General features: G+C 74.9%; 18 protein-coding genes and 1 tRNA gene. 5 read left to right on the top strand and 14 right to left on the bottom strand.

Going from position 1 to position 22,145, the window contains the following annotated elements; genetic code table 11:
* Window positions 1-64: 64 nt before the first annotated feature.
* The 4 genes from B086_RS0121165 to B086_RS0121150 all read right to left on the bottom strand — a co-directional run bounded on the left by B086_RS0121165 (window position 65) and on the right by B086_RS0121150 (window position 6,514).
* Window positions 65-1,531 (bottom strand): Cys-Gln thioester bond-forming surface protein, encoded by a 1,467-nt coding sequence (locus B086_RS0121165; protein WP_018568425.1) that lies wholly within the window; start codon window positions 1,529-1,531, stop codon window positions 65-67.
* A gap of 257 nt (window positions 1,532-1,788) precedes the next feature.
* On the bottom strand, window positions 1,789-2,316 hold the full coding sequence (locus B086_RS0121160) for a single-stranded DNA-binding protein (protein WP_018568424.1): 528 nt from the start codon (window positions 2,314-2,316) through the stop codon (window positions 1,789-1,791).
* Between the two features lie 244 nt (window positions 2,317-2,560).
* Window positions 2,561-4,762 (bottom strand): GTPase, encoded by a 2,202-nt coding sequence (locus tag B086_RS0121155; protein ID WP_420712556.1) that lies wholly within the window; start codon window positions 4,760-4,762, stop codon window positions 2,561-2,563.
* A gap of 129 nt (window positions 4,763-4,891) precedes the next feature.
* A complete protein-coding gene (locus tag B086_RS0121150; RefSeq protein WP_026252625.1) occupies window positions 4,892-6,514 on the bottom strand; it encodes a dynamin family protein in 1,623 nt (540 codons plus the stop codon).
* A gap of 321 nt (window positions 6,515-6,835) precedes the next feature.
* Between B086_RS0121150 and B086_RS0121145 the strand changes: the two genes are divergently transcribed.
* Window positions 6,836-6,911: transfer RNA gene (locus B086_RS0121145), tRNA-Arg, on the top strand.
* Window positions 6,912-7,184: 273 nt separating this feature from the next.
* A complete protein-coding gene (locus B086_RS0121140; protein WP_018568421.1) occupies window positions 7,185-7,700 on the top strand; it encodes a potassium channel family protein in 516 nt (171 codons plus the stop codon).
* A gap of 10 nt (window positions 7,701-7,710) precedes the next feature.
* Here the strand turns inward: B086_RS0121140 and B086_RS0121135 are convergent, their stop codons facing one another.
* The 4 genes from B086_RS0121135 to B086_RS0121120 all read right to left on the bottom strand — a co-directional run bounded on the left by B086_RS0121135 (window position 7,711) and on the right by B086_RS0121120 (window position 14,295).
* Entirely contained in the window at window positions 7,711-8,139 is a 429-nt protein-coding gene (locus B086_RS0121135; protein ID WP_018568420.1) for an STAS domain-containing protein, read from the bottom strand.
* A gap of 194 nt (window positions 8,140-8,333) precedes the next feature.
* Window positions 8,334-9,098: an IclR family transcriptional regulator gene (locus B086_RS0121130; protein WP_018568419.1), complete on the bottom strand. Its 765-nt coding sequence runs from the start codon at window positions 9,096-9,098 to the stop codon at window positions 8,334-8,336.
* 238 nt (window positions 9,099-9,336) lie between these two features.
* The gene (locus B086_RS0121125) at window positions 9,337-12,537 is read right to left on the bottom strand and encodes a M28 family peptidase (RefSeq protein ID WP_018568418.1); all 3,201 of its coding nucleotides are present in this window, start codon (window positions 12,535-12,537) and stop codon (window positions 9,337-9,339) included.
* Window positions 12,538-12,777: 240 nt separating this feature from the next.
* Window positions 12,778-14,295 carry a helix-turn-helix domain-containing protein gene (locus B086_RS0121120; RefSeq protein WP_018568417.1) on the bottom strand — a complete coding sequence of 506 codons (1,518 nt, stop codon included), beginning with the start codon at window positions 14,293-14,295 and terminating at the stop codon, window positions 12,778-12,780.
* A 277-nt stretch (window positions 14,296-14,572) separates the two neighbouring features.
* On the opposite strand from B086_RS0121120, the gene B086_RS0121115 reads away from it, so the two are divergent.
* Window positions 14,573-14,854, top strand: coding sequence for a chaplin (locus B086_RS0121115; RefSeq protein WP_018568416.1), 282 nt, complete (start codon window positions 14,573-14,575; stop codon window positions 14,852-14,854).
* Window positions 14,855-15,012: 158 nt separating this feature from the next.
* Here the strand turns inward: B086_RS0121115 and B086_RS0121110 are convergent, their stop codons facing one another.
* The 6 genes from B086_RS0121110 to B086_RS0121085 form a co-directional block, all read right to left on the bottom strand.
* Window positions 15,013-15,879, bottom strand: a complete 867-nt coding sequence (locus B086_RS0121110; RefSeq protein WP_018568415.1) for a tyrosinase family protein — start codon at window positions 15,877-15,879, stop codon at window positions 15,013-15,015.
* Window positions 15,863-16,399: a tyrosinase family oxidase copper chaperone gene (locus B086_RS0121105; protein ID WP_018568414.1), complete on the bottom strand. Its 537-nt coding sequence runs from the start codon at window positions 16,397-16,399 to the stop codon at window positions 15,863-15,865. The genes B086_RS0121110 and B086_RS0121105 overlap by 17 nt, the downstream gene beginning before the upstream one ends.
* Before the next feature lie 256 nt (window positions 16,400-16,655).
* Window positions 16,656-17,168 (bottom strand): hypothetical protein, encoded by a 513-nt coding sequence (locus tag B086_RS0121100; protein WP_018568413.1) that lies wholly within the window; start codon window positions 17,166-17,168, stop codon window positions 16,656-16,658.
* A gap of 154 nt (window positions 17,169-17,322) precedes the next feature.
* Entirely contained in the window at window positions 17,323-17,607 is a 285-nt protein-coding gene (locus tag B086_RS0121095; RefSeq protein ID WP_018568412.1) for a hypothetical protein, read from the bottom strand.
* 209 nt (window positions 17,608-17,816) lie between these two features.
* Window positions 17,817-18,674 carry a hypothetical protein gene (locus B086_RS40475; protein WP_018568411.1) on the bottom strand — a complete coding sequence of 286 codons (858 nt, stop codon included), beginning with the start codon at window positions 18,672-18,674 and terminating at the stop codon, window positions 17,817-17,819.
* A gap of 271 nt (window positions 18,675-18,945) precedes the next feature.
* Window positions 18,946-19,185, bottom strand: a complete 240-nt coding sequence (locus B086_RS0121085; protein WP_018568410.1) for a chaplin — start codon at window positions 19,183-19,185, stop codon at window positions 18,946-18,948.
* Between the two features lie 244 nt (window positions 19,186-19,429).
* On the opposite strand from B086_RS0121085, the gene B086_RS0121080 reads away from it, so the two are divergent.
* Together B086_RS0121080 and B086_RS0121075 are read left to right on the top strand one after the other, a co-directional pair.
* Complete coding sequence (locus tag B086_RS0121080) at window positions 19,430-20,695, top strand: glycosyltransferase (protein WP_018568409.1); 1,266 nt, start codon at window positions 19,430-19,432, stop codon at window positions 20,693-20,695.
* Entirely contained in the window at window positions 20,692-22,143 is a 1,452-nt protein-coding gene (locus tag B086_RS0121075) for an exopolysaccharide biosynthesis polyprenyl glycosylphosphotransferase (RefSeq protein ID WP_018568408.1), read from the top strand. Before B086_RS0121080 ends, B086_RS0121075 begins: the two co-directional genes overlap by 4 nt.
* The last annotated feature ends 2 nt before the right edge of the window (window positions 22,144-22,145 follow it).

Below are 22,145 nucleotides of genomic sequence, written 5' to 3'. Positions count from 1 at the left end.
CCGTCATCCGTCCCGGATGCGGGGATCGGTCGTGGAAATGAGCCCCGCGCGCATCCGGATCCGGTCAGTCCTGAGTGGTCCTCTTCTTGTGGAGGATGCTCAATGCCGTGGCGCCGAGGACCAGGAGGCTGAGGCCGATGGCGGCGATCAGGGGGGTGGTGTCGGAGCCGCCGGTGGCCGCGAGGTCGGGGGTGGTGGGGACGTTGCCCGCGGTGACCGGGGTGGGGGCCGGGGCCGGGGTGTCGAGGGTCTGGGTCTTGGTGCCGATCGCGGCACCCTGGGTCTTGCAGTCGAGGACGCCGGTGAAGCGCTGGGCGCGGCCGTCGGGGCCCACGAGGGTGAAGTCGTAGGGCTGGTCCTCCTGGAGGGGGATCGCGATGGTGCGGGTGGCGCCCGCGGGGACGCTGTGGGCGGTGCCCATCAGGTCGAAGGTGTACGGCTGGTCGCCCTTGTTGGTCACGCGGATGTCCAGGGTGCCCTTGGCGCAGTTCTTCTCGGCGGACAGGGCCGGTATCGGGCCGTGCTCGCCCCAGGTGGCGACGGCGGTCGCGGAGACCGTGGACTCGCTGGAGCCGGCCAGGATCTGGGTCTGGCTGCGGCTGTCGGAGGTGAAGGCGCGGCCGACCGGCACGGTGGTGGAGGCCAGGACGGTCAGTTCGGCGGAGCCCGCCGCGGCGTCCGGGGTCCGGGGGGTGCCGTCGGTGCTCTCGCCCGAGTCGGTGGCGCCCGTGGGGCTCTTGGGGATGTCGAAGTAGAGGCGGGTGCCGTTCTTCGCGGTGGTGACCGGCTTGCCGTCCTTGCCGACGATCCGTACACCGCCGGCGTCGGCGGGGGGCGACACCGTCACGCTGCTCGCGCCGGTGCGCACGGTGACCGGGCCCAGGCGTCCGCCGGGGCGGCCGGAGACGGCGGGCGGGTCCAGGCTGAGCGAGGCGCTCGGTTCCGCCTCGTCGCGGGCGCTGCGCTGGAGGTAGTCGGCGAGCTTCTCGGCGCGGGAGTCGACGGCGTCGACGCGGGCACCGTCGGAGTAGCGCCAGATGGCCACCTGGGTGCCGGCCGCCGCGTCCTGCTCGGTGAGGTTCTTGACCCCGGCCTTGGCGGCGAGCGCCGCGAGGTCGTTCACCTGGGGGTAGGAGTGCCCCAGGATCCAGCGGATCCTCCCGGCGTTCTTGTTGGCGCCGAGGGAGGTGCCGCTCCAGGGGGTCTCCTGGTACTTGGCGTCCTTCTGCGTGGGGTTGTGGATGTCGACGCAGTACGTCTGGAGCATGCCGCCGCCGTCCACGGCCATCTCGAACAGCCCTGCGGAGATCTGGTGGTTGCCGGTCTCGTCGTGCAGGACGGCGGCACCGTACGTCTTCAGACCGCCCATCACGGCGGTGGCCCCGCCCTGGCTCTGCGGCCTGCCGTCGGCGGCCGCCGGGCCGGCGGTTGCCAGCACGGCGGCGACGGCGAGCCCGGACGCCAGCGCCGCGGCGGCGAGACGGGCCGCCCCTCGCCCGCGCGCGGACGGCGCAGAGTACGAAGCACACACAGAATTCCCCTTCGAGCAGGACCCATTCACGTGGGGGTGCGGTCCCACCAGCAGAATCTCCAGGCCCATGAGCTACGTTCGGCATCCTAAGGACCCCTTGCACCGGCACTTGCTGTCAGGTCGTCAGGGGGCTGATCCGAATCGGAATCGTTATCGCCGCCACCGCCCGCGAGCAGGGCTTGTCGACAAATCAACCCTGCTCGCGGACGGAGGGCGGGTCCGGGCGGGTCCGGGCGGGTCCGGTGGACAGCCTGTCGTCAGGCCACCGCGGCAGGTTCCCGGTCCTGTTCACGGTTCTGCTCCCGATCCGGTTCCCGGTCCTCCGGCTCCGGACCCGATCGCTGTCGTGGCTGTGCGCGCGGTGCCGGATCCGGGGTCTCCCAAGAAGGCTCGGGGCGCGGCGGCTCGGTGGTCGCGGCCTGCTCCGGGCGGCCCGAGCGGCGGAACGCCGACGTACCCCGCGCCAGGTCGTGGCCGATGGCCGTGGCGTCGATGTCGGCCCAGGTCCTGCTGGTGCCGTCGCGGGTCTCCGTCCGTACTTTCAGGCGGCCCTGCACGAGCACGGGGTCGCCCACGTTCAGCGAGGCCATCGCGTTCGTGGCGAGCTGGCGGTTGGCCCACACCGTGAAGAAGTTGGTGTGCCCGTCCGTCCAGGCGTTCTTCTCCCGGTCCCAGTAGCGCGCGGTGACCGCGAGGCGGAACCTCGCCGAGGCACCCCCGGCCGGTTCGCGGTACACCGGCTGCGTCGCCACGTTGCCGACCACGCAGACCGTCGTCTCGTTCATCGTCCTGCCCCTCCCTCGCCCGGCCTTCCGGTCCGGGCGGACACCCGCACGGGTCCGTCCCGTACGGCTGCGTCCGCCGCATCCGCTGCGGCTGCCGCGCCGACCGCTTCCGTCGCAATCGCCGCGGCACCAGACTGCCGCCGCCGGGACGAGCCCGCCGGGCCCTGTGGAGCACCCCCCGCCTGTGGACAACCCGCTCACCCGATCGGGCGCCGAGTGCCTTCCGGCCCCGCCAGGGCTCCGCTCACCGCCCGCTCGCCCCCGTCACCCGGGCGTACTGCTCGCGAACCTCCCGGTAGCGCAGCAGTTCCGACGCCACCGGATCCAGCACCCGGGCCCGTCCGCACCCGGCGGCGGCCTCCCGCAAGCGGCGTTCGGCCTCCTGCCCGTATCTGCGGGCCGGGCCGCGGGCCGCGATGCGGCAGCTCCACTCCACGATGGGTCCGCCGACGATCCCGGCGATCATCAGCAGCACCGGCACACCGAGGTTCGGGGACAGGACACCGGCGATCTGGCCGACCAGCCACAGGCCGCCGACCACCTGGAGAATGGTCATCGACGCCTGCGCCATGACCGCCGCGGGCCACCAGCCCGGCCGCGGCGGACGGCCCGGGGGCAGACCGGCCCGCGCCGCGAGTTCGTCCAGGGCCTCGGACAGTCCCTGGGACCCGCGCACCGCGGCCTCGCGCACCGCCTGCGCCCAGGGCGCGGGCAGTCCGGCCGCCGCCCGTTCGGCCACCGTGCGCACCGCCTGTTCGACGCGCTGGCGCGCGGTGGCCTCCTCGTCGGGCTGCGCGCGTACCGGCAGCCGGCCCGTGGGGGGTTCGCGCCGGTCCTGGTACCAGCGCCACAGCCGCAGCCAGGGCGTGCCGCACGCGCGCCCGGCGTTGCGCAGCCAGGCGCGTTCGGCCGCCTCGCCCGCCGCGGTGGCGCCCACCGCGTCCGCGAGACGGGCCGCGAACTCCTCGCGCGCCTCCTCGCTCAGTCCGGGCCGCCGCCGGGTGTCGTACACCGGCCGGAGCCGGTCCGCCGCCGCGTCGACGTCGGCCGCGACCCGGCGGGCGGCGGCCCCGCGTTCGGCCACGAACTGGCCGAGCGACTCGCGCAGTTCCGGGATGCCGTCCCCGGTGAGCGCGGACAGGGCGAGCACGGTCGCGCCCGGTTCGCCGTACTCCCCGAGGGCCACGCCGTCCTCGTCGAGCAGTCGCCGCAAGTCGTCGAGGACCTGGTCGGCGGCCTCGCCGGGGAGCCGGTCGACCTGGTTGAGGACGACGAACATGACCTCCGCGTGGCCCGCCAGGGGGCGCAGATAGCGCTCGTGGAGGACGGCGTCGGCGTACTTCTCCGGGTCGACGACCCAGATGACCGCGTCGACGAGCCCGAGGATGCGGTCCACGTGCTCGCGGTGCTGCACGGCGGCCGAGTCGTGGTCGGGCAGGTCGACCAGGACCAGGCCGCGCAGCTGCGGGTCGGCGTCCGGGCCCTGCACGGGGCGCCTGCGCAGCCGGCCGGGGATGCCCAGGCGGTCGATGAGGCTCGCGGCGCCGTCGCTCCAACTGCACGCGATGGGGGCGGCGGTGGTCGGCCGGCGTACCCCGGTCTCCGAGATCGCCACGCCCGCGAGGGCGTTGAACAGCTGCGACTTGCCGCTGCCGGTGGCGCCCGCGATGGCGACGACGGTGTGCTGCCCGGACAGTCGGCGGCGCGCCGCCGCCTCGTCGAGGACGCGCCCCGCCTCGGCGAGGGTGCGGCTGTCCAGCCGGGTGCGGGAGAGCCCGACGAGTTCGCGCAGCGCGTCCAGCCGCGACCGCAGCGGTCCGTCGTAGGCGAGCGGCGGCACGGGCAGGGTCCGGGCGGGCCGGGGGTCCGCGTGCACGAGGTCGGCGGCGCTCGTGCCCGTGCCGGTCTCGGTGACCCGGCGCGCGATCAGCCCGTCGTCCCAGGCCCCAGAGCCGGACCCGGCCCCGACTCCGGACCCGTCGGCGCCGCCGCGGCCCGGGGCGTCGCCCTCCGTGCCGTGCGGGTGCCGGTCGTCGTCCCGCACGCGCGCGTGCGTCTCGTCGTCCCTCACGCGCGCGTGCCGCTCGTCGTCGTGCCCGCGCGCGTACCGCTCGTCCCGGTCCGCCTGCCGCGCGAGCGCGGTGGCGGCGGTCCTGCCGTCCCCGCCGCTCCTGCTGTCCGCACCGTCCCTGTCCTCCCTTTCCTCCCTGCCGCCACCGCTGCCCTCACCGGCCGGGGCGGCTCCGGCGGACCGGCCCGCCGGAACACCGCCGCCACCGCCACCACTGCTGCCGCCGCTGCCGCCGCCGCTGCCGCCACGGGCGTCGGCCCGTCCCGGATCGGGCCTCCCGGGGCCGGACCGCCCGGCCCCCCGCCCCGGCGCGTCCCGCGCCCCGTACCTGCCGGTGGCTACCGCACCGGCACCGGCACCCGCACCCGAGTCCACGTCCGCTCCCCCGCCCGGCCCCTCCGCGGCCTCCGCAGCCTCCGCGTGCTCCGCGTGCTCCGCACGGCCCGTGCGCGGGGCATGGGCGGTGTGTTCCGTTCGGTCCTGATCAGTGACGGCGGTCACCGGTCACCTCTCCTTCAGCAGTACGGACAGCGCGGCGATGAGTTCGGCCTGGGGTTCGGGGTGCACTTCCAGGGCGTCGAGCGGGGCCAGCCGGCGTTCCCGTTCGGTGTGCATCACGCGGTCCAGGTAGTCGGCGAGCAGCCGGCCGGCCCGGTCGCGCAGCCGCAGGGCGCCGTGCGCGCCGATCCGCTCGGCCAGCCCCTCCCCCGCGGACCGGCCCCGGCGGCCGCCCAGCAGTCCGGTCGCGGCCAGGGCGGCGACGACCTCGGGGTCCGGCGCGACGCTGCGGTCCAGCTCGCGCACCTCGTCCTCGGCGTACTCCTCCAGCTCGCGCCGCCAGCGCCGTACGGCAAGACCGATGCGGTGCTCGGCGCCCTCAGCGGCGGGGGCACGGTCGGCGAGTCCGGGCGCGGTGGCGGCTGGTTCGCGCCGCCAGGCGTCGTCGATGCGCTCGTCGGCGGCGGTCACGGCGCACAGCAGCAGCGCGCCGAGGCTCTCCACGAGCGCGTCGAGCAGTTCGCCCGCGGTGCAGTCCAGGGGGTAGGCGCGCCACCGCTTCAGGGCGTCCCCGGCGAGCACGGTCCCCGCCTGCAACCGGCCCCGCACGCGCGCGTGCTCGCCGTCGTAGGCGCTGTCGACGGCCGAGATCAGCCGCAGGGCAGCCGAGTGCTGCGCGGCGGCGGCACCGGCCAGTTCGGGCATCCGGAACTTGAGCGAGTCGAGCAGGCCCTGGGCGGTGCGGCCCATCGCGTAGCGGCGGGCCGCGGGATCCTGGGCGTGGTGGACGAGCCAGGTGCGCAGCGGGGCCACGGCGGTGGCGGGCAGCAGTCCGCCGCCCCAGGCGGACTCGGGCAGTTCGGGCACCGTGAAGCGCGGTACGTCGCCGAGCCCGGCCTTGGTGAGCAGCGCCCCGTACTGCCGGGAGACCTCGGAGACGACCTGGTGCGGGACCCGGTCGAGGACCGTCACGAGGGTGGCGTCGTACTCCTTGGCGGTGCGCAGCAGGTGCCAGGGGACGGCGTCGGCGTAGCGAGCGGCGGTGGTGACCATGACCCAGATGTCGGCGGCGCAGATCAGCTCGGCGGCCAGGGCCCGGTTCTCGGCGATCAGGGAGTCGATGTCGGGCGCGTCCAGCAGGGCGAGGCCCGGGGGCACCGTCTCCACGGTCTCGATGCGCAGCACGCGCGCGGGATCGTCCTCGGTCGGGGGGAGTTCGTCGCCGAGCGCCGTGGCGGCGGGGTCCTGGCGGGGCAGCCACACGCGCGCGAGGTCGGGCAGGACGCGCATGCCGCTGAACCAGTGATGGTCCTCCGGATGGCACACCAGGACCGGGGTCCGGGTCGTCGGCCGCAGGACCCCCGCCTCGCTGACCCGCCGTCCGACCAGGGAGTTGACGAGCGTGGACTTGCCCGCGCCGGTGGATCCGCCGACGACGGCCAGCAGCGGCGCGTCGGGTTCCCTCAACCGCGGTACCAGGTAGTCGTCGAGCTGGGCGAGCAGTTCGTCGCGGTTGGCACGCGCGCGTGGGGCCCCCGCGAGCGGCAGCGGGAAGCGTGCGGCGGCGACACGGTCGCGCAGGGCGGAGAGTGCTTCGAGCAGCTGAGGCCGTACGTCCAAGGTCACCACATGCGAAGAATGCCCAATTTTAGGGGAATTCTGAAGCATATGAGCATGTCTGCGTGCCGACGGAACACAAGGGATGGAACGGACGACTGGGGCGACGGCACAGGCCAGGCATAACGAGTGCACAACACCCGGTGCCCGAGGCATCAAAAGCGATGCACGATTCGCACCTGCCTGCGATTATCAGGACCGCTTCACCGAACCTCCACATCGAGCCACGGAGGCGAAGCGACAGGGGCAAGGACGCGGGAGCCCTATCCTTGTCCCCGGCGACGTCACGGAGCGGCCCGCACGGGCGGCACCACGGCGAGAGCCACCCACCAGGCCCCCGTAGCTCAGTGGATAGAGCAGGCGCCTTCTAAGCGCTTGGCCGCAGGTTCGAGTCCTGCCGGGGGCGCCACCGACATCCTGTCGGACCGGCGGCGCATACACGGATCACGGGCGCTCCGCCGCCCCGGAATCCGCCATTCACCGATCCTTCCTCCCCCGCTTCCCGGCCGCCGCCGTGCCGCCGCCTCCCGCCGCCCCGGGCCCGGACGCGCGCCCGGCGTGCGCCCCGTACCCCCGCGTTCTTTACTGGAGCCCGTCACCGGGGACCCGTACGGACGCCGTACGGACGCCGTACGGGAGGAGGCGGAGCGTGAGGGACGACGGCGCGGGTCGGGCGGGGTCCTTGCGCCGGGCCGCGGTCCCGGCGGGCGCGGTGCTCTTCGTGGGATCCCTGGTCACCGTCTACTTCCTGCTGCCCCTGGACAGGCTCGGACCGCACCGCCCGGTCCTGAGCTGGACGGTGTTCGTGCTGGTGCTCGCCGCGGTGGCGGCGCTGATCCTGCGGCAGATCCACGAGGTGCTCATCGACAGGCCGGGCACCCGGCCGGGTCTGGCCATCCCGGTCCTGATGGCCCTGTCCGTGCTGGTCTTCGCCGGCGGGTACTACGTCCTGTCCCGGCAGCCGGGCGAGATCACCGGGCTGAGCACCCGCATGGACGCGCTCTACTTCACCCTGGTGACCCTGGCGACCATCGGCTACGGCGACATCACCCCGCACGGCCAGTCCGCTCGGGTCGTCACCGTGCTCCAGATCCTCTACACGTTCGTCTTCCTCACCGCCGCGGGGGCGGCTCTCAGCCGACGCGTCCGCATGCTCATGGGGCAGGGGGGCGCCGGGCGCCCCGACGACCGGCCGTGAGGGGAGCCCGTCACGCCCGGTGGTGCGGCCAGCCCGCCAGACCGCTGCCCTCGGGGGCGTGCCGCGTCGCCTCGGCGACGGTGTCGTGGAAGGCGTAGACGGCGTGCAGGCCGCCGGCCTTGAACACCTTGAGGATGCGGGGGTCGGAGCAGGCGAGGGTCAGGGACCCGGCGTGCGACCGCAGACGCTTGGTGAGCGCGACGATCAGCCCCAGGCCCATCGAGTCCAGGAACGTCACCCGGCGCAGGTCCAGGACGAAGTGGCGGTGCCCCTCGTCGATGAGGCGCAGGACGGCCGCGCGGATCCCGGGAGCGGAACAGATGTCGACCTCGCCGCCCACGCCGACGACGGTCCAGCCGTTCGCCGTGCGCCGGCCGAGGACGTCGGCCTCCGGGGCCGGGAGGGGCTGGACCTGGGCCGGGATGGGCTGTATGGGCATCCGCACTCTTGCCTCGCTGTCTCTCTCGGTCTCTCTCGGTCTCTCTCGCCGTCCGGCGTACCGCGCCGCCCTCCCCTCGCACGGCGCGCGATCCCGGAATCGGATGACCTGGAGATCAAATAACCCATAGATCGCATTTGACGCGTCACATCCAGTAGACGTGTTTCGCGCATCACGTCACAAGAGTGCGGTTTTCAGATGGTGAGCGAGAGGCCCCTGGTCACCCGGTCCGCCGCCGCGAGCAGCCGCTCGACGGTCTCCTCGCCCGGGACCGGACGGTCGCGGTCCATGCGCAGGGAGACGCCGAGCGAGCCCAGGGTGTCGCCCCGGTACACGGGGACGGCGACACAGACGATCCCGAGGGAGTACTCCTCCAGGTCGGTCACGGCCGGGGCGTCGGGAAAGGCGTCCAGCCGCCGCAGCAGCTCCGTGCGGCGGGTGACGGTCCGGGGGGTGAGGTCGGCCAGCGGATGCCGGGAGAGGTACTCGCCGCGCGCCTCGTCGTCCAGCTCGCGCAGCACGCACTTGCCCAGCGCGGTGGCGTGCCCGGCGTCCTCGAAGCCCACCCACAGCTCGGCGCGCGGCGCCCGGGGGCCGTCGACGATCTCCGCCACCCGGATCTCGCCGTCCTCGTAGAAGGTGAGGTAGGCCGCGGCGGACAGGTCGTCGCGCAGGGCGCCGAGCACCGGGCGGACCCGGCTCAGCCGCGCCTGCGTCCGGCTCTCCTGGTGCAGCGCACCCAGCCGCTCGCCCAGGACGAAGGAGCCGTCCTCCAGTTTGCGCACATAGCCGTCGTGCACGAGGGTCCGCAGCAGGTGGTACGTGGTGGCCAGGGCCAGTCCGGTCTCCCGCGCCAGCTGCTTGGCCGGCGCGCCGCCCTCGTGGGCCCCGGCCGCCTCCAGCAGCCGGAACGCCCGCTGCACCGAGGAGATGAGGGTGGGGCCCTCCTGCGCACCCATACCTCCACCGTGCGGGCCGCGGGCGGGCTCGGCAAGCGCACACGGACCGGGCCCCGGCCGTCCCCCGGATGACGGGAGGGGACGGCCGGGGCCCGGGGCTCGGCCCACCCGGTGCGGCGACCGGGCGCTGCCGCGGGACGGACGGGTCCGCCCCACGGGCCGGGGATCGGCCCGGGATCAGCCCGGGATCAGCCGGACCGGCCCGGGGTCAGCCGGGGATCACAGGGACCCCCGCCGGTCACACCGGCTGCCAGAGGGCGGGGACGTTGGGCGGCTCCCAGCCCGGGTAGGCGGTGTGGCCCTGGAGGCACCGGTAGCTGACGCCGTTGTACGTCACGACGTCACCCGCCCGGTAGGTGGCGCCCTGCTGCCAGGTGGTCCCGCCGCCCCCGCCGGGCACCGTCAGGGTGTAGGTGGTGGTGTGCGTGGCCTCGCCGGCACCGGTGACGGTCAGCGTGTACGTACCGCCGGTGGTGCCCGCCGCGACCTGGACGGTGGCGGTGGCGGACTGGCCGGAGGTCACCGAGGCCGGGCTGAAGGAGACGCTCACCCCGGCCGGGGCGCCCGAGGCCGACAGCCGTACGGTCTGCGCGTCACCGCTGGTAGTCGCCGTGGCGATGGTCACCGAGGCGGAGGAACCGGGCTGGACGGTGCCGGTGGCCGGGTTCGCGGAGATCGAGAAGTCGTTGCCCGGCACGGGGGTGTCGCCGACCGAGGTCTTCCAGATCGTGTACGCGACACCGTCCGCGCTGCGGTTGAGCGCGGTGGCGTTGATGTTGCTGGTGGTGTCGCAGGAGGAGTGGTAGCAGGAGTCGTAGGAACGGCCCGCGGTGCCGCCCCACTTGGCGGCCTCGGAGGAGGACTTCACCGCGTCGGCGCCGGTGGCGTAGCCCGAGGTGGGGATGCCGACCTGCTGGAAGGAGTAGTCGTCGGAGCGGCCCTGGCCCTCGACGTTCTCCTGCGGGGCCAGGCCCAGCGAGTCCCAGTACGCCTTCATCGGGGCCGAGGCCGCCGAGTTCAGGTTGTTGACGAAGTAGCCCGCGTTGGTCGAGGCGACCATGTCGAAGTTGTAGTACGCCTTGATCCGGGAGCGGTCGGTGCCGGAGAGCGTGCGGGCGTAGAAGCTGGAGCCGTTCAGGCCCTGCTCCTCGTCGGTCCACCAGGCGAACCGGACCCGGTTCTTCATGGTCGGGTTGGTCTGCGCCAGGGTCAGCGCGTTCTCCAGCAGGGTCGCCGAACCGGAGCCGTTGTCGTTGATGCCGGGGCCCGCGGACACGCTGTCGAGGTGGGCGCCGAACATGTACACGTTGCTGGCGTCGCCCTTGGGCCACTCGGCGATCAGGTTGTTGCCCGCGCCGGAGGTGCAGCCCGAGGTGCAGGCCTGCTCGGTGACCGTGTAGCCGGCGGCCTGGAGCTTGTCCTTGAGGTAGGCGACCGAGGCGCGGTAACCGGCGGAGGTGGAGCGGCGGTTGCCGCCGTTCTGCGTGGCGATGGTGTTCAGCTGGGCCAGGTGCGCCTGAACCTTGGCCACGTCGACGTCGGGCGGGGTGCCCGGTTCGGTGCCGCCCCCGCCGACCGTCAGCGTGTACTGGGCGGTGTGGGTCTTGCCGCCCCCGCTGCCGGTGACGGTGATCTGGTACGTCCCGGCGGGCGTCGACGCCGCGGTGGTGACCGTCATGGCGGAGCTGGCGCCGGAGGTGACCGTCGCCGGGCTGAAGGAGACGTTCGCGCCCGCGGGGGCGCCCGAGGCGGTCAGCGAGACCTGCTGGGTGCCGCCGACGGCGGTGGTGCCGACGGTGCTGCGCGCGGAGGCGCCCGCCTGGACCGAGCCCGTGGCCGGGTTCAGCGCCAGCGTGAAGTCGGACTGCTCGATCTGGCAGGTCGGGTCACCGGTCTGGGCGCCGACGCTGATCGCGTCCCAGGCGGCCTTGGTGGCGGTGAACAGACCGCAGGTGGAGTCCAGGCTCTTGGCCGCGGTGAGCGTGGCGGTGCGGTAGCGCTTGTAGGTCATGCCGCTGGTCTTGAGCAGCATGCCGCCGTAGAAGACCTTGCCGGCGTTCTGGATGCCGACGCCGGTGACGGTGGAGTTGTTGCAGGTGGGGCTGGAGGGCTTGCCGCCGCCCGGGTTCGAGCCCTCGGCCAGCAGGTAGAACCAGTGGTTGAGCGGGCCGGCCGCCGCGTGCTCCTCGGTGGAGGGGATCGACGCCGAGTAGCAGTTCGGGTTGTTGCTGATCAGGCTCGGGTTGTACATGTTGCGGATCGGGCCGCGGCCCTGGAGGTTGATCATCTCGCCGACGGTGTAGTCGGGAGTGTCGTACGGCGACGGCTCGTTGGCGTACGCCTCGGTGAGGGCGCCCATGATGTCGCCGGTTCCCTCGCCCAGGCCGCTCTCGTGGTTGTCGCCGCCGGGCGTGAAGGTGTCCAGGCCGTGGCCGAACTCGTGGCCGACCACGTCGATCCCGGCGATCCACTCGTTGGCGCTGTTGTGCCCGATGGTGATGGTGGAGCCGTCCCAGTAGGCGTTCAGGTCGTTGAGGCCGACCTTGACCGGCCAGCTGCCGCCGTTGCCGTTGTGGCCGTTGCGCCCGAGCCAGTTCTTGAGCATGTCCGACTCTTTCTGCGCCGCGAACATCGCGTCGACGCAGCCGGTCTCCTTGCTCGTGGGGTTGCCCGTGCCCCAGTTGTCGGTGGACTTGGTGAACACACCGCCGCTGTAGTCCGAGCACTGGAGGCCGGGGCGGGTGGTGTCGCGCAGCACATAGCTGCTGCCCGAGCTGGAGGTGTCGATGGTCAGCGGGTTGGGGCCGTTCCACTTGCTGTTGCCGGTGCCCGCGTGCACCTCGTCGTGGGTGCCGAGGACCTTGCCGGTGCGGGCGTCCACGAAGACGTGCAGCCTGCTGGGCACGTTCGTGCCGGTACGCCCGCTCAGCACGGTCTCCCAGGCGAGGGCGGCGGCACCGTCCTCGACCCGGACCACCAGGCGCGGGGTGTCCGCCCTGTCGATGTGCGCGAGCCGGGCGCGGCTGGCCGCCGCCGCCCGGGAGGCGGTGACCGAGGGCTCGGTGGAGACGGAGATCCGGGCCCGGGTGGCGGACTGGACGCCGCGGACCGTGCCGGTGCCGTCGGCGAGGACGACCGCGTCGCCGCCCACGACCGGCAGGCCCTCGTAGGTGCGCTGGTAGGCGACCGAGTACAGGCCCTTGACCCAGGGGGTGACCTGCTGGCGGTCGTACTGCTCGTCCGGGCCCTTGGCGAGCGCGTCGAGGCCGCTGCGCACGGCCTGGTCGGCGGCGGCCACGGCCTTCGCGACGGGGGTCTGCTCCGGCGTGCCCGCGGTGGGTGCGGAAGCCGGTGCCGCCGCGGCGAACGAGGCCGGCACCACCACCCCCCCGAGCGTCACGGCCAGGGATATCCCGGCCACTGCCATCTTTCTCAGCATCGCGGCTCCTTGTGAGAGGTGTGCGGCCCTTGTCCGGCCGTCGCCCCCAGAGCATGGGCACGTCAATCCGGGATGGGGTGACGGTGACATGCCATGGTCTGGACCGGCCGAACCCTCACATCGACCCGCGGCCGGGTCAACGGTTTCCGGCCCGTGGTCCAGACCTGTCAAAATCCGGCAAGCGCGCGAACCGGCCGCGCTCCCCGCCGGTCCGGCACCACCACGGGCTCCTCGGTGGCCTCAGAGACGGGACCCCGTCACCTCCGCAGCGTCGGCCGCGCCCGCCGCCCTCAGCCGCTCGCGGTACTCCCGCACCTCCGCGAGATCGCCCCAGCGGCCGAAGAGCCTGCCATGCAGTCCGCGCAGTTCGGCGCTGATCATCAGCTCGCGCGCGGCCAGCGCCTCACGCAGCACCGGACCGGCCACGGCGACCGCCGCCCCGGGATCGCCCGCGCACGCCCAGCCGTCGGCCAGCCGCAGGGTGAGCAGCAGATGGGTGGCCCGCATCACCTCGGGCAGCCGGGCCCGCGAGCGCGCGGTGGCCTCGACGGCGCGCCGGGCCGTCGTACGGTCCCCGGTGGCCGCGGCCAGGTCGCGCAGCGCGCCGCCGATCGCCGACTCCACCCGCATCTCCCCCTCCGCGCCCGCCAGCCAGGGCGCCTCCAGGAGGTCGCGGCGGCCGAGCCGGGCGAAGCCGCGGCGGGCCGCGGTGATGTGCCGGCGGCACTCGGCGGCGTCGTGCCCGAGGGCGTACCCGCGCGCCTGGTACAGGCCGGACAGCGTGGCGACCCACCGCCGCCGGGGGTCCACCGCGCCGATGGCCTGCGCGTACGCCAAGGTCGAGCCGGGGTCCTCGTCCAGCCGGACCAGCGTGCACATGTCGCTGAGCAGGGTCGCCCGCGCCGGGGCGTCGTGCACGGCGTCCGCCCATCCCAGGCCGTGCCCGAACCAGGCCATGCCGATGCCGCCCTGGCCGCGCTGCATCCGCAGCCGCCCGGCGACCTGGGCGTACTGGGCGGCGAGCCGAAGCTGCCCGTACGGCAGCCGGCCCGTGGCGTTGACCTCCTCGGCCCAGCGCACCACCGAGCGCAGCAGCCGCTCCACGGTGGCCAGCGAGTCCGCGGTGGTCCGGTGGAACGCCTCGCGGATCAGACAGGCGAGCACGGCGGTCAGGGCGTGCAGCAGCTCCGCCTCCGCTCCCGTACCCGTTCCGGTCCCGCGCGCCCGCGCGGCCGCCGCCGCCACGCCCCGCGCGCCCGCCGTGCCGGTACGGGGGCCGATGCCCGCGGCGCCCGGGGAGCGGCCGGTCAGGGCGGCCAGCACCGCCAGCAGCTCCGGTAATTCCCCCAGGTCGGGCACCGCGCAGCCCGCCGTGCCGTGCAGCGGGCAGGCGAGGCCCTCGGCGGGCAGTTCCGCGGGCCACAGCCGGGGGTCCGGCGCCTCCCCGGCGCCGGGCGCGTCCGCTCCGGGCATGGCCCCGAACAGCTTCCGGTCCAGCGGCGGGCGGTCCGCCGCCGGTGGCGCCTCGCGCGGTGCGGCGGCGAGCGCGGCCAGCTCTCCCCCGGTCTCCAGGACCGCGTCCAGCCTCCGCACCAGACCGGCGGGCGGCTCCCGCAGCCCGCTCTCCAGCTTGCTGATGAGGGTGTGGTGATAGCCCACCCGCAGCCCCAGCTGCAACTGGGTGAGCCCGGCCTGTCTTCGCCGGGACCGCAACCGCCGCCCGAACTCGCCCCACGCCTGCACTGTCTCGACGGACATGGCCCCTCCCCGGACGAGGCTCGCGCCTTCTGCCGTGTGACACCCGGACTTCGCCTTCCCGCTACCGGACAGCACAGGGGAGCCGCCGCCACCGCGTCAATCGGGTTGGCCAAACAGCCGTCGAATTGGTCTCTACCAGCGCCCCGACCGGATCCACGCTGTTCAAAACGGGTGATCCGGGGAGATACGCCGTGACCCGGGCGGCCCGGTCGCGTTGAAGGGGAAGTGCGGCCGCGCGTCCTGCTGCCGCACTCACCGAGCAAGTTAGGAGAACGTGATGTCTCGCATCGCGAAGGCGGCTGCCGTCGCTCTCGGCACGGGTGCCGTGGTGATCAGCGGAGCCGGTCTCGCCATGGCGGACGCCGGCGCCGAGGGGGCGGCTGTCGGCTCGCCCGGCGTCGTGTCCGGCAACACGATCCAGGTCCCGGTCAACATCCCGGTGAACCTGTGCGGGAACACCATCGACGTCATCGGCGTCCTCAACCCCGCCTTCGGCAACACCTGCGCCAACATCGGGCACCTCGCCCAGGGTGACGGCTCCGGCGCCTACGGCGGCTGACACCGCCCGTCCGTCCGCACCGGACCCGCAAGGTCCGCACCGGACCGGCAAGAAGAGCCCCGGCACCTCGAGCGCCGGGGCTCTTCCCGTGGGCCGGACGGTGCGCCGGGCCGGGCCCACGGGCCCGTCACCGGCCGGGCGCACCGCCCCGGCGCGGGTCAGGCGTACCGGTAGATCCGGCTCACGTCCTCCAGCGAGTCCGGGGTGACGTCCCAGGGCGGCATCTTCTCGCGCCGGGCGACGATCCGGCCGCGCTGCGCGTCGCCCGGTCCGGGCGGCGCGGCGGGCAGGTAGCGGGCGCCCCGGTGGCGGCTCTGCCAGCGTGTCCACTGCAAGTCGAGGAAGGCGTGGTGGAGCCAGAAGACCGGGTCGTTGACCGAGGCGGCGCCCAGCATCGCACCGCCCACCCAGCGGTGCACGCGGTTGTGGTTGCGCCAGGAAACGCTGCCCCGGCCGGTGCCCCACCCCTCCAGCTTGTTGCGGAAGCCCCGGGTGACCGTGGAGTCCCAGGGCGCCACGTCGTAGGTGCCGTCCTTCAGCGCCCACTCCAGCTCGTTCTTGTCCGGGAGCTGGATCGGATCGCGGGAGCGGCCCAGGTCACGGGTGAGGAACTCCCCGTCGGTCACCCCCACCTTGAGGGTCCAGGCACCGTGCGCGTAAGCGAACGGACCGGTGGTCACCCGGCGGTCGGAGGCCCGGCCGTCGCCGCCCAGGAGGTCCGCGGTCCAGGGCGCCGAGGTGCGGGTGCGCTCCCGCGTCCAGTCCCAGTAGGGCACGGTCACCGAGGAGTCCACCCGGCGCAGCGCCTCTTCCAGCTCCAGCAGGAATCTGCGGTGCCAGGGCAGGAAGGACGGCGCCATGTGGGCCGGGCGCAGCCCGTTCTCGCCGTCGGCGGTGAAGTACGCGATGTGCGTGCGCACGAAGTCGTCGTACTGGCCCCGGCGTTTGATCTCCAGCAGCGCGTTCACGAACCGCCGCTTCTCCGAGGCGGTGAGCCGGGTGATGTTCTTACGCGTGTACGCCACCGTGCTCTCCCCCCGTGTAGGTGCCCGCGTACGGGACGCCCGCGCCGACCGGTCCGGGAGCCAGGTCGCGCAGCCGCCGCCCCGGTCCCATCTCGTCGACGGCGCCGCGGGCCGCCTCCAGGGGGGTGCGGTACGAGCCGTAGTGGTCGACCATGCTCAGCCAGGTGCCGTCGGCGCGGCGCATCAGGTGCAGCGGGCGGCCGTCCACCGTGACGTACCACTGGCCGGTGCCGCCGGCGCCGCGCTCCGGGGTCCACACCCCGCGGATGCGCCGGCCTCGGTAGGTCTCGTCGAAGGCGGTGCCGCCCGGGGTGCTCCACGGGCTGGTCCCGGTCCCGGGGGCGGTGCCCGGGGGCCGGGAGGCGGCGGTCACCGGGGCCAGCGCGGCGACGGCGGCGCAGGTGAGCAGCCGCCGCGCCACCTCCCGCCGTGTGCTGCCTCCGGTGCCCGCCGCGCCGCCGGTGCCGTCCGCCTCCGTGCTGCCCGCCTGTGCCGGTGTTCCGCCGTTGCCTGAGCGCATGGCCCGTCTCCTCGTCCGGTTCGGTCGCCCGAGCCGTCTGTCCGTCGCCGTAGGTCCGCGACCGTCTGTCGGTGGCCGTATGTCCGTAGCCGTTCGTCCGCAGCGGTAACCGCGGCGGACGGCGGACGGTCACCGGAATACGGCCGGATGGCGGTCGGGGAGCGCCCGTGCGGGCGGCGGGCGGCGGGCGGCGGGCGGCGGGCGGCGGGCGGCGGGCGGCGGGCGGCGGGGGAAGGAGCGAGGGAGGCAGGGGGGACTACAGGCCCTGGCCGGCCGTCAGGTTCGCTCCGGGCACGGCCTGGAGCGCGGGGGCGAGGACGCCCAGTTCCGGCTGGGTCAGCTCCGGCAGACCGGCGTTGCCGGGCCGGGGTCCGGTCAGCGGGCCGTCCACGGTCAGGCCCGGCGCCATGGCCCGCAGATCGGAGGCGGGCGCCGCGACGTCCACGTGGTCGAACCCGTCGCCCAGGACGTGCGCCAGCGGGGCCCGCACGTCCAGGCCGGGCAGTCCGCCGTCGACCGGCAGGCGCGGCAGCGCGCGCTCCGGCAGCAGCCTGCCCTCGACGAACCGGGGCCCCTCGGGGCTGCCGGCGGTGGGCAGCGGCAGCTCACCGCCCACGCTGGGCAGTTCCATGCCGAGGGCGCTCTCGGCACCGCCGAGCGGTACGGGGACGGGGACCGTCCCGACCGCCGCGGCGGGGGTGGCGGCGCCGACGGCTGCCGCCACGCCCGTGACGAGGGCGGCGAGGGTTCCTCGGGTGGTCGACTTCATGTCAGGCACGGTCCCTTTCAGGATTCGGTGGCTCAACGTCCGCACCGCTCAACGAGAGGGGTGCGGCGACCAGCGCACAATTCGCCCGGGTGCCGCAGTAGTACGACGGACACCAAGGACGACCGGTACGGCGGACGGGCGGGCGCGGCGGGCGTCAGCTCCGCAGCGGCAGACCGCCGAGCAGCGGACCGGCCGAGGAGTTCAGGCTCTGCGTGGCGCCGTTGACCGTGTGCAGCAGCGAGCCCTTCTTCTCGGTGTCGAGCGCGTCGGACTGGTGCTTGACCGGCATGACGTCGATGGGTTCCCTGGTCAGCGAGTTCACGGCGCCGTTGAGGCTGGTGGGCGTCAGGTCGGAGGTGTTCTGGGCGAACGCGGGCGCGGCGGCGCCGACGGCGACCAGGGATCCGGCGAGGACGGCGACCGTCTTGAGGGACTTCATCGTGCTCCTTTCGCGGCAGCGCGGTGCGCCACCGGAGGGGGACGGGATCTCCGTGCCTAACGAGCCCCGCGCGAGCCGGAAACCCCGGCACGGGAGATTGCCGAGTCCTCATACGAGATACGGAATACGGCAGCCGCCGCACCGGTCGCTGGTGCGGCCGGTGCGGCGGCTGGTACGGCGGGTCCGGCCGTCGTCGGTACGGATCCGGGCTACGCGCCCGCCGCGCCTGCCGCCGCCGGGACGGTCGCCGCCGGGGCGGGCGCCTCGGGCACGGTCGTGTCGGGGACGCCGATCTCGGGGATCTGGACGTCGGGGATCTGGAGGTCGGGGATCTGGAGGTCGGGGACGGCCGCGACGGGGTCCGTCAGGGCCGGCAGGGTCGAGGCGGTGGCCGCCGGGTTCGTGCCGGAGGCAGCGGGCTGCGTGGACAGGCCGCCGGCCGGCAGGCCGGTGCCGACCAGTGCGGTGAGCTCCTTGACCAGGCTGTCGGTGGCGGGGAGCACCTGGGTGCTGTCACCGGCGGCGATCGCCTTCAGCAGGCCGTCGAGGGCCTTGCGCACGGCGGCCAGCGCGTCGCTCGTGGGGTCGGCGGCGCGCGGCGCGGCGACTCGCGGAGTACCGGCGGCGGGCAGCAGGACACCCGTGCTCACGGGTGCGGCGGGAGCGGCGGGAGCGGCGGCGAAGGGCACCGTGGACGGTGTGGTGGACGTGGCCGCCGCCGGGGCGGTCTGGGCCGTACCGGCGGCGAGCGCCGCGTCCACCTGGGCCAGCGCGTCCTTCGCCGCGGTGCCGAGCTTCTGGGTGTCGGCGGCCGACAGCACGCCCTGCTCCGGGTCGAGCACGGCGGTCACCAGATCGCGGACCGGGGCGAGGGTGCCGCCGAGTCCGGCGAGGTTCTGTACCTGGCCGAGGAGCGTGCCGGGGTCGGGGAGCGGGGCCCGCGGCGCCGCCGCCGGGCCGCTTCCCCGGGCCGAGTCGGCCGCCATGGCGGCGGGGCCGCCGATCCCGGCCAGAAGGGCGGCGCAGAGGGCGGTGGAGGCGACACGCCGTGCTGGCAGACCACGCATGGGGGTTCCTTTCGCTGAGCACCGGATCTGGAGCCCACCGTGGAAGCGCCGGTCGCGGTCCGCAACCGATCATCCGCCCACCGCGTCCGCCCGCCCCCGGCCGCCGTGCGACGCCACGCGGTCCCACCTGGCGGGACGCGCATCCGGGGGGCTCCGGCGCGCGCCGTCCGATCGGGGGAACGGCACGGCCGCCCTCCCGCGGGCGCCCGTACAGCGGTGGGCGCCGGTTCCCGGGAGGGCGGCCGGCCGGAGGAGGTTCGCTGCGCCGGTGTCAGCCGTTGACGCAGGTGTTGCCGAACGCCGGGTTCAGCAGACCGATGACGTTGATGGAGTTGCCGCAGACGTTGACCGGCACGTGCACCGGGACCTGGATCACGTTGCCCGAGATGACGCCCGGCGAGTGGGCGGCGACGCCGCTCGCACCGCTGTCGGCGGCGGCGATGCCGGCACCGCCGGCGACAGCCGCGGCGGCGGCGGAGGTAAGGACCAGGCCCTTGGCGATACGCGACATGGAAAGGTGCTCCTTGCAGTTGACACACAAACACCCGGGCGGGCTGCCCGGCGCTGGGGTCAACGCGCGGCGCGCCCCCCGAGTTGTGCCGCCAAAAGAGTGATCTCCCGATCGGACCGGCTTCACAGTTCCGACACACTTGCCCGCTTTCGTCGCATAAGTACCTTTCGCGACTAGAGTTGCGGACCTCTTGCCCCACCCCTTTGTCGGCTTTATCGGCCATCCGAAAGAGGCAACGACGGTCATGCGGCTCCTTCTTCGGCCGCGGGTCCTGCACCTCACCCAGCCCGTGGACGGCGGGGTCGCGCGCGTCGTGACGGACCTGGTGCGGGCGCAGCTCGCGGACGGCTTCGGCGTGACCGTGGCCTGCCCGGACGGCGCGGACGGCCCGCTCGGCGGGCAGCTCCGGGCGCTCGGCGCGGATGTGCGCCCCTGGAACGCGGCGCGCGCGCCGGGGTGTTCGCTCCTCGGGGAGGTACGGCGGCTCACCCGTCTCGTCGACGACGTACGGCCCGATCTGGTGCACGCGCACAGCGCCAAGGCCGGGCTCGCCGGGCGGCTGGCCGTGCGCGGACGGATCCCGACCGTGTTCCAGCCGCACGCCTGGTCGTTCGAGGCGGTCGGCGGCGGCACCGCGGCGCTCGCGCGGGCGTGGGAGCGCTGGGGGGCGCGTTGGGCGGCGCGGGTGGTGTGTGTCAGCGAGGAGGAGCGCGCGACCGGCCTGCGCGCCGGGATCACCGCGCACTGGCACGTCGTCCCGAACGGCGTCGACCCCCGGCACTTCTCCCCGGCCCCCGGCCCCATCGACCCCGGGCACTCCTCCCCGGCCCCCGCCGACCCCACCGGCACCACCGACACCAGCCCCGCTACCGCCGGGGACGCCCCCCACGCCCCCCACGCCCCGCTCGTCGTCTGTGTCGGGCGGCTGTGCCGGCAGAAGGGGCAGGACGTCCTGCTGCGCGCCTGGGGCCCGGTCGCCGAACGGGTGCCCGGGGCGCGTCTCGTGCTGGTCGGGGACGGACCCGACCACGACCGGCTGCGGGACCTCGCCCCGCCCTCCGTGGCGTTCACCGGCGCCGTCGCCGACCCGCTGCCCTGGTACCGGGCGGCCGACGTGGTGGTGCTGCCGTCCCGGTGGGAGGGCATGGCGCTGGCCCCGCTGGAGGCGATGGCGTGTGCCCGGCCGGTGGTGGCCGCGGACGTCGGCGGCGCCCGGGAGAGCCTGCCGCCCGCGCTCGCCGCGCGCTGCCTGGTGCCCGCCGGGGACCCGGCGGCGCTGGCCCGCGCGGTGACCGCCCTGCTGCTCGACGCGCCGCTGCGCGCGGAACTGGGCCGGCTCGGGCGCGCCCATGTGCTGTCCGCGCACGACGTCCGGCGCCGCACCGCCGCGGTCACGGCGCTCTACCACGACCTGCTCGCCGCCCGCCCCGGCGCGGCCCGCCCGGCGCCGCAAGCGCCACCGGCCGAGCACGCCGTGCCCTCCGAGCACAGGGAGTCCACTCACTCGTGACCGCGGAAAGCACCGTTCCCCCGCCCGGCCTGGCCCCCGGCCTGCCGCCACGGAACCACGCAGGCACGGCCGTCCCGGTCCGCGGGCCGCGCCGCCAGGCACCCGGATTCCGCTTCCCGGCCCGCCGCCGACGCCCGCCGGTACCGGCGGGCGCGCCGCTGCCGCTGCTCCTCGCGGACGGTGCCGCCGCCCTGCTGGGCGCCGCCGCCGCGTTCGCCGGGGCCGAGCACCGGCCGCTGCTCGTCGCCCTGCTCGTGGCCGCCTCCCTGCTGCTGCGCCCGCAGCCGCCCGCGTCGCCGGTCCCGGCGGTCCTGGACGAACTGCCCGCCGTGTGCGGCCGGATCGCGGTGGCCTGGCTGGCGCTGGCCGCGCTGGTGGCGGCGTACCGGCCGGGGCACGCGCTGACCGCGGCCACCCTGCTGGCCGGGTGCGCGCTCCAGGCGGCGGTGGGCTGCGCGCTGCGCGGCGCGGTGCACGCCCGGCGGCGCGCGACGCTGCTGCGGCGTCCGCGCGCCGCCCTGGTGATCGGCCCGGAGGCAACCGCGCAGCGGGTGGCCGCCGCCCTGCTGCGGCACCCGCGGTGCGGGATGCGGCCGGTCGGGGTCGTCGCCGAGCACCCCCGGGGCGGCTCGGGCGGGCTGCCGGTGCTGACCCGCGGCGAGGACGTCGAGCGGGCGGTCGTGCAGAACGGAGTGCGGGCGGTGCTCGCCGTCCACCCGTGCGTACGGGCCGAACAGGGGCCGCTGCTGCGGGCGCTGGCCGAGTCGGGCTGCGCGGTGTGGGAGGTCGACGCGGACCCGCCGTCGTACGCCTCCAAGCAGCGGCTGGCCGGGTTCTCCTGCCGACGGCTCTCGATGGCGCCCGCGCGGCGCGGCAGCGCGGGCAAGCGGGCGCTGGACGTGCTGGTCTCCGGGCTCCTGCTGCTGCTCGCCGGGCCGCTGCTGCTGGGCTGCGCGGTGCTGCTGCGGCTGGCCGACGGGCCGGGCGTGGTCTTCCGGCAGGAGCGCATCGGCCGGGACGGCAGGCCCTTCACGCTGCTGAAGTTCCGTACCCACCGGCCCGCCGACGCCCACGAGTCGGCCACCCGCTGGAGCGTCGCGGGCGAGCGGGAGATGCGGCCGTTCTGCCGGATGCTGCGGCGCACCTCGCTCGACGAGCTGCCGCAGCTGTGGAACGTGCTGCGCGGCGACATGAGCCTGGTCGGCCCGCGCCCCGAACGCCCCTACTTCGCGCTCCGGTTCAGCCAGGACCACCCCGGTTACGCGGCCCGCCACCGGATGCGCACCGGCATCACCGGGCTGGCCCAGGTGCACGGGCTGCGCGGGGACACCTCGATCGAGGACCGGGCCCGCTTCGACAACGCCTACATCGACAACTGGTCGCTGTGGCAGGACGTCTGCATCCTGCTGCGCACCGCGGTCGCGCTGGTGCGGCCGACGGGGAGCTGACC

This window comes from Streptomyces sp. PsTaAH-124, from assembly GCF_000373685.1.
GTDB classification, from domain to species: Bacteria; Actinomycetota; Actinomycetes; order Streptomycetales; family Streptomycetaceae; genus Streptomyces; species Streptomyces andamanensis.
Note: the sequence above shows the minus strand (reverse complement) of the source record. Positions and strands in the feature narration are given on the sequence as shown.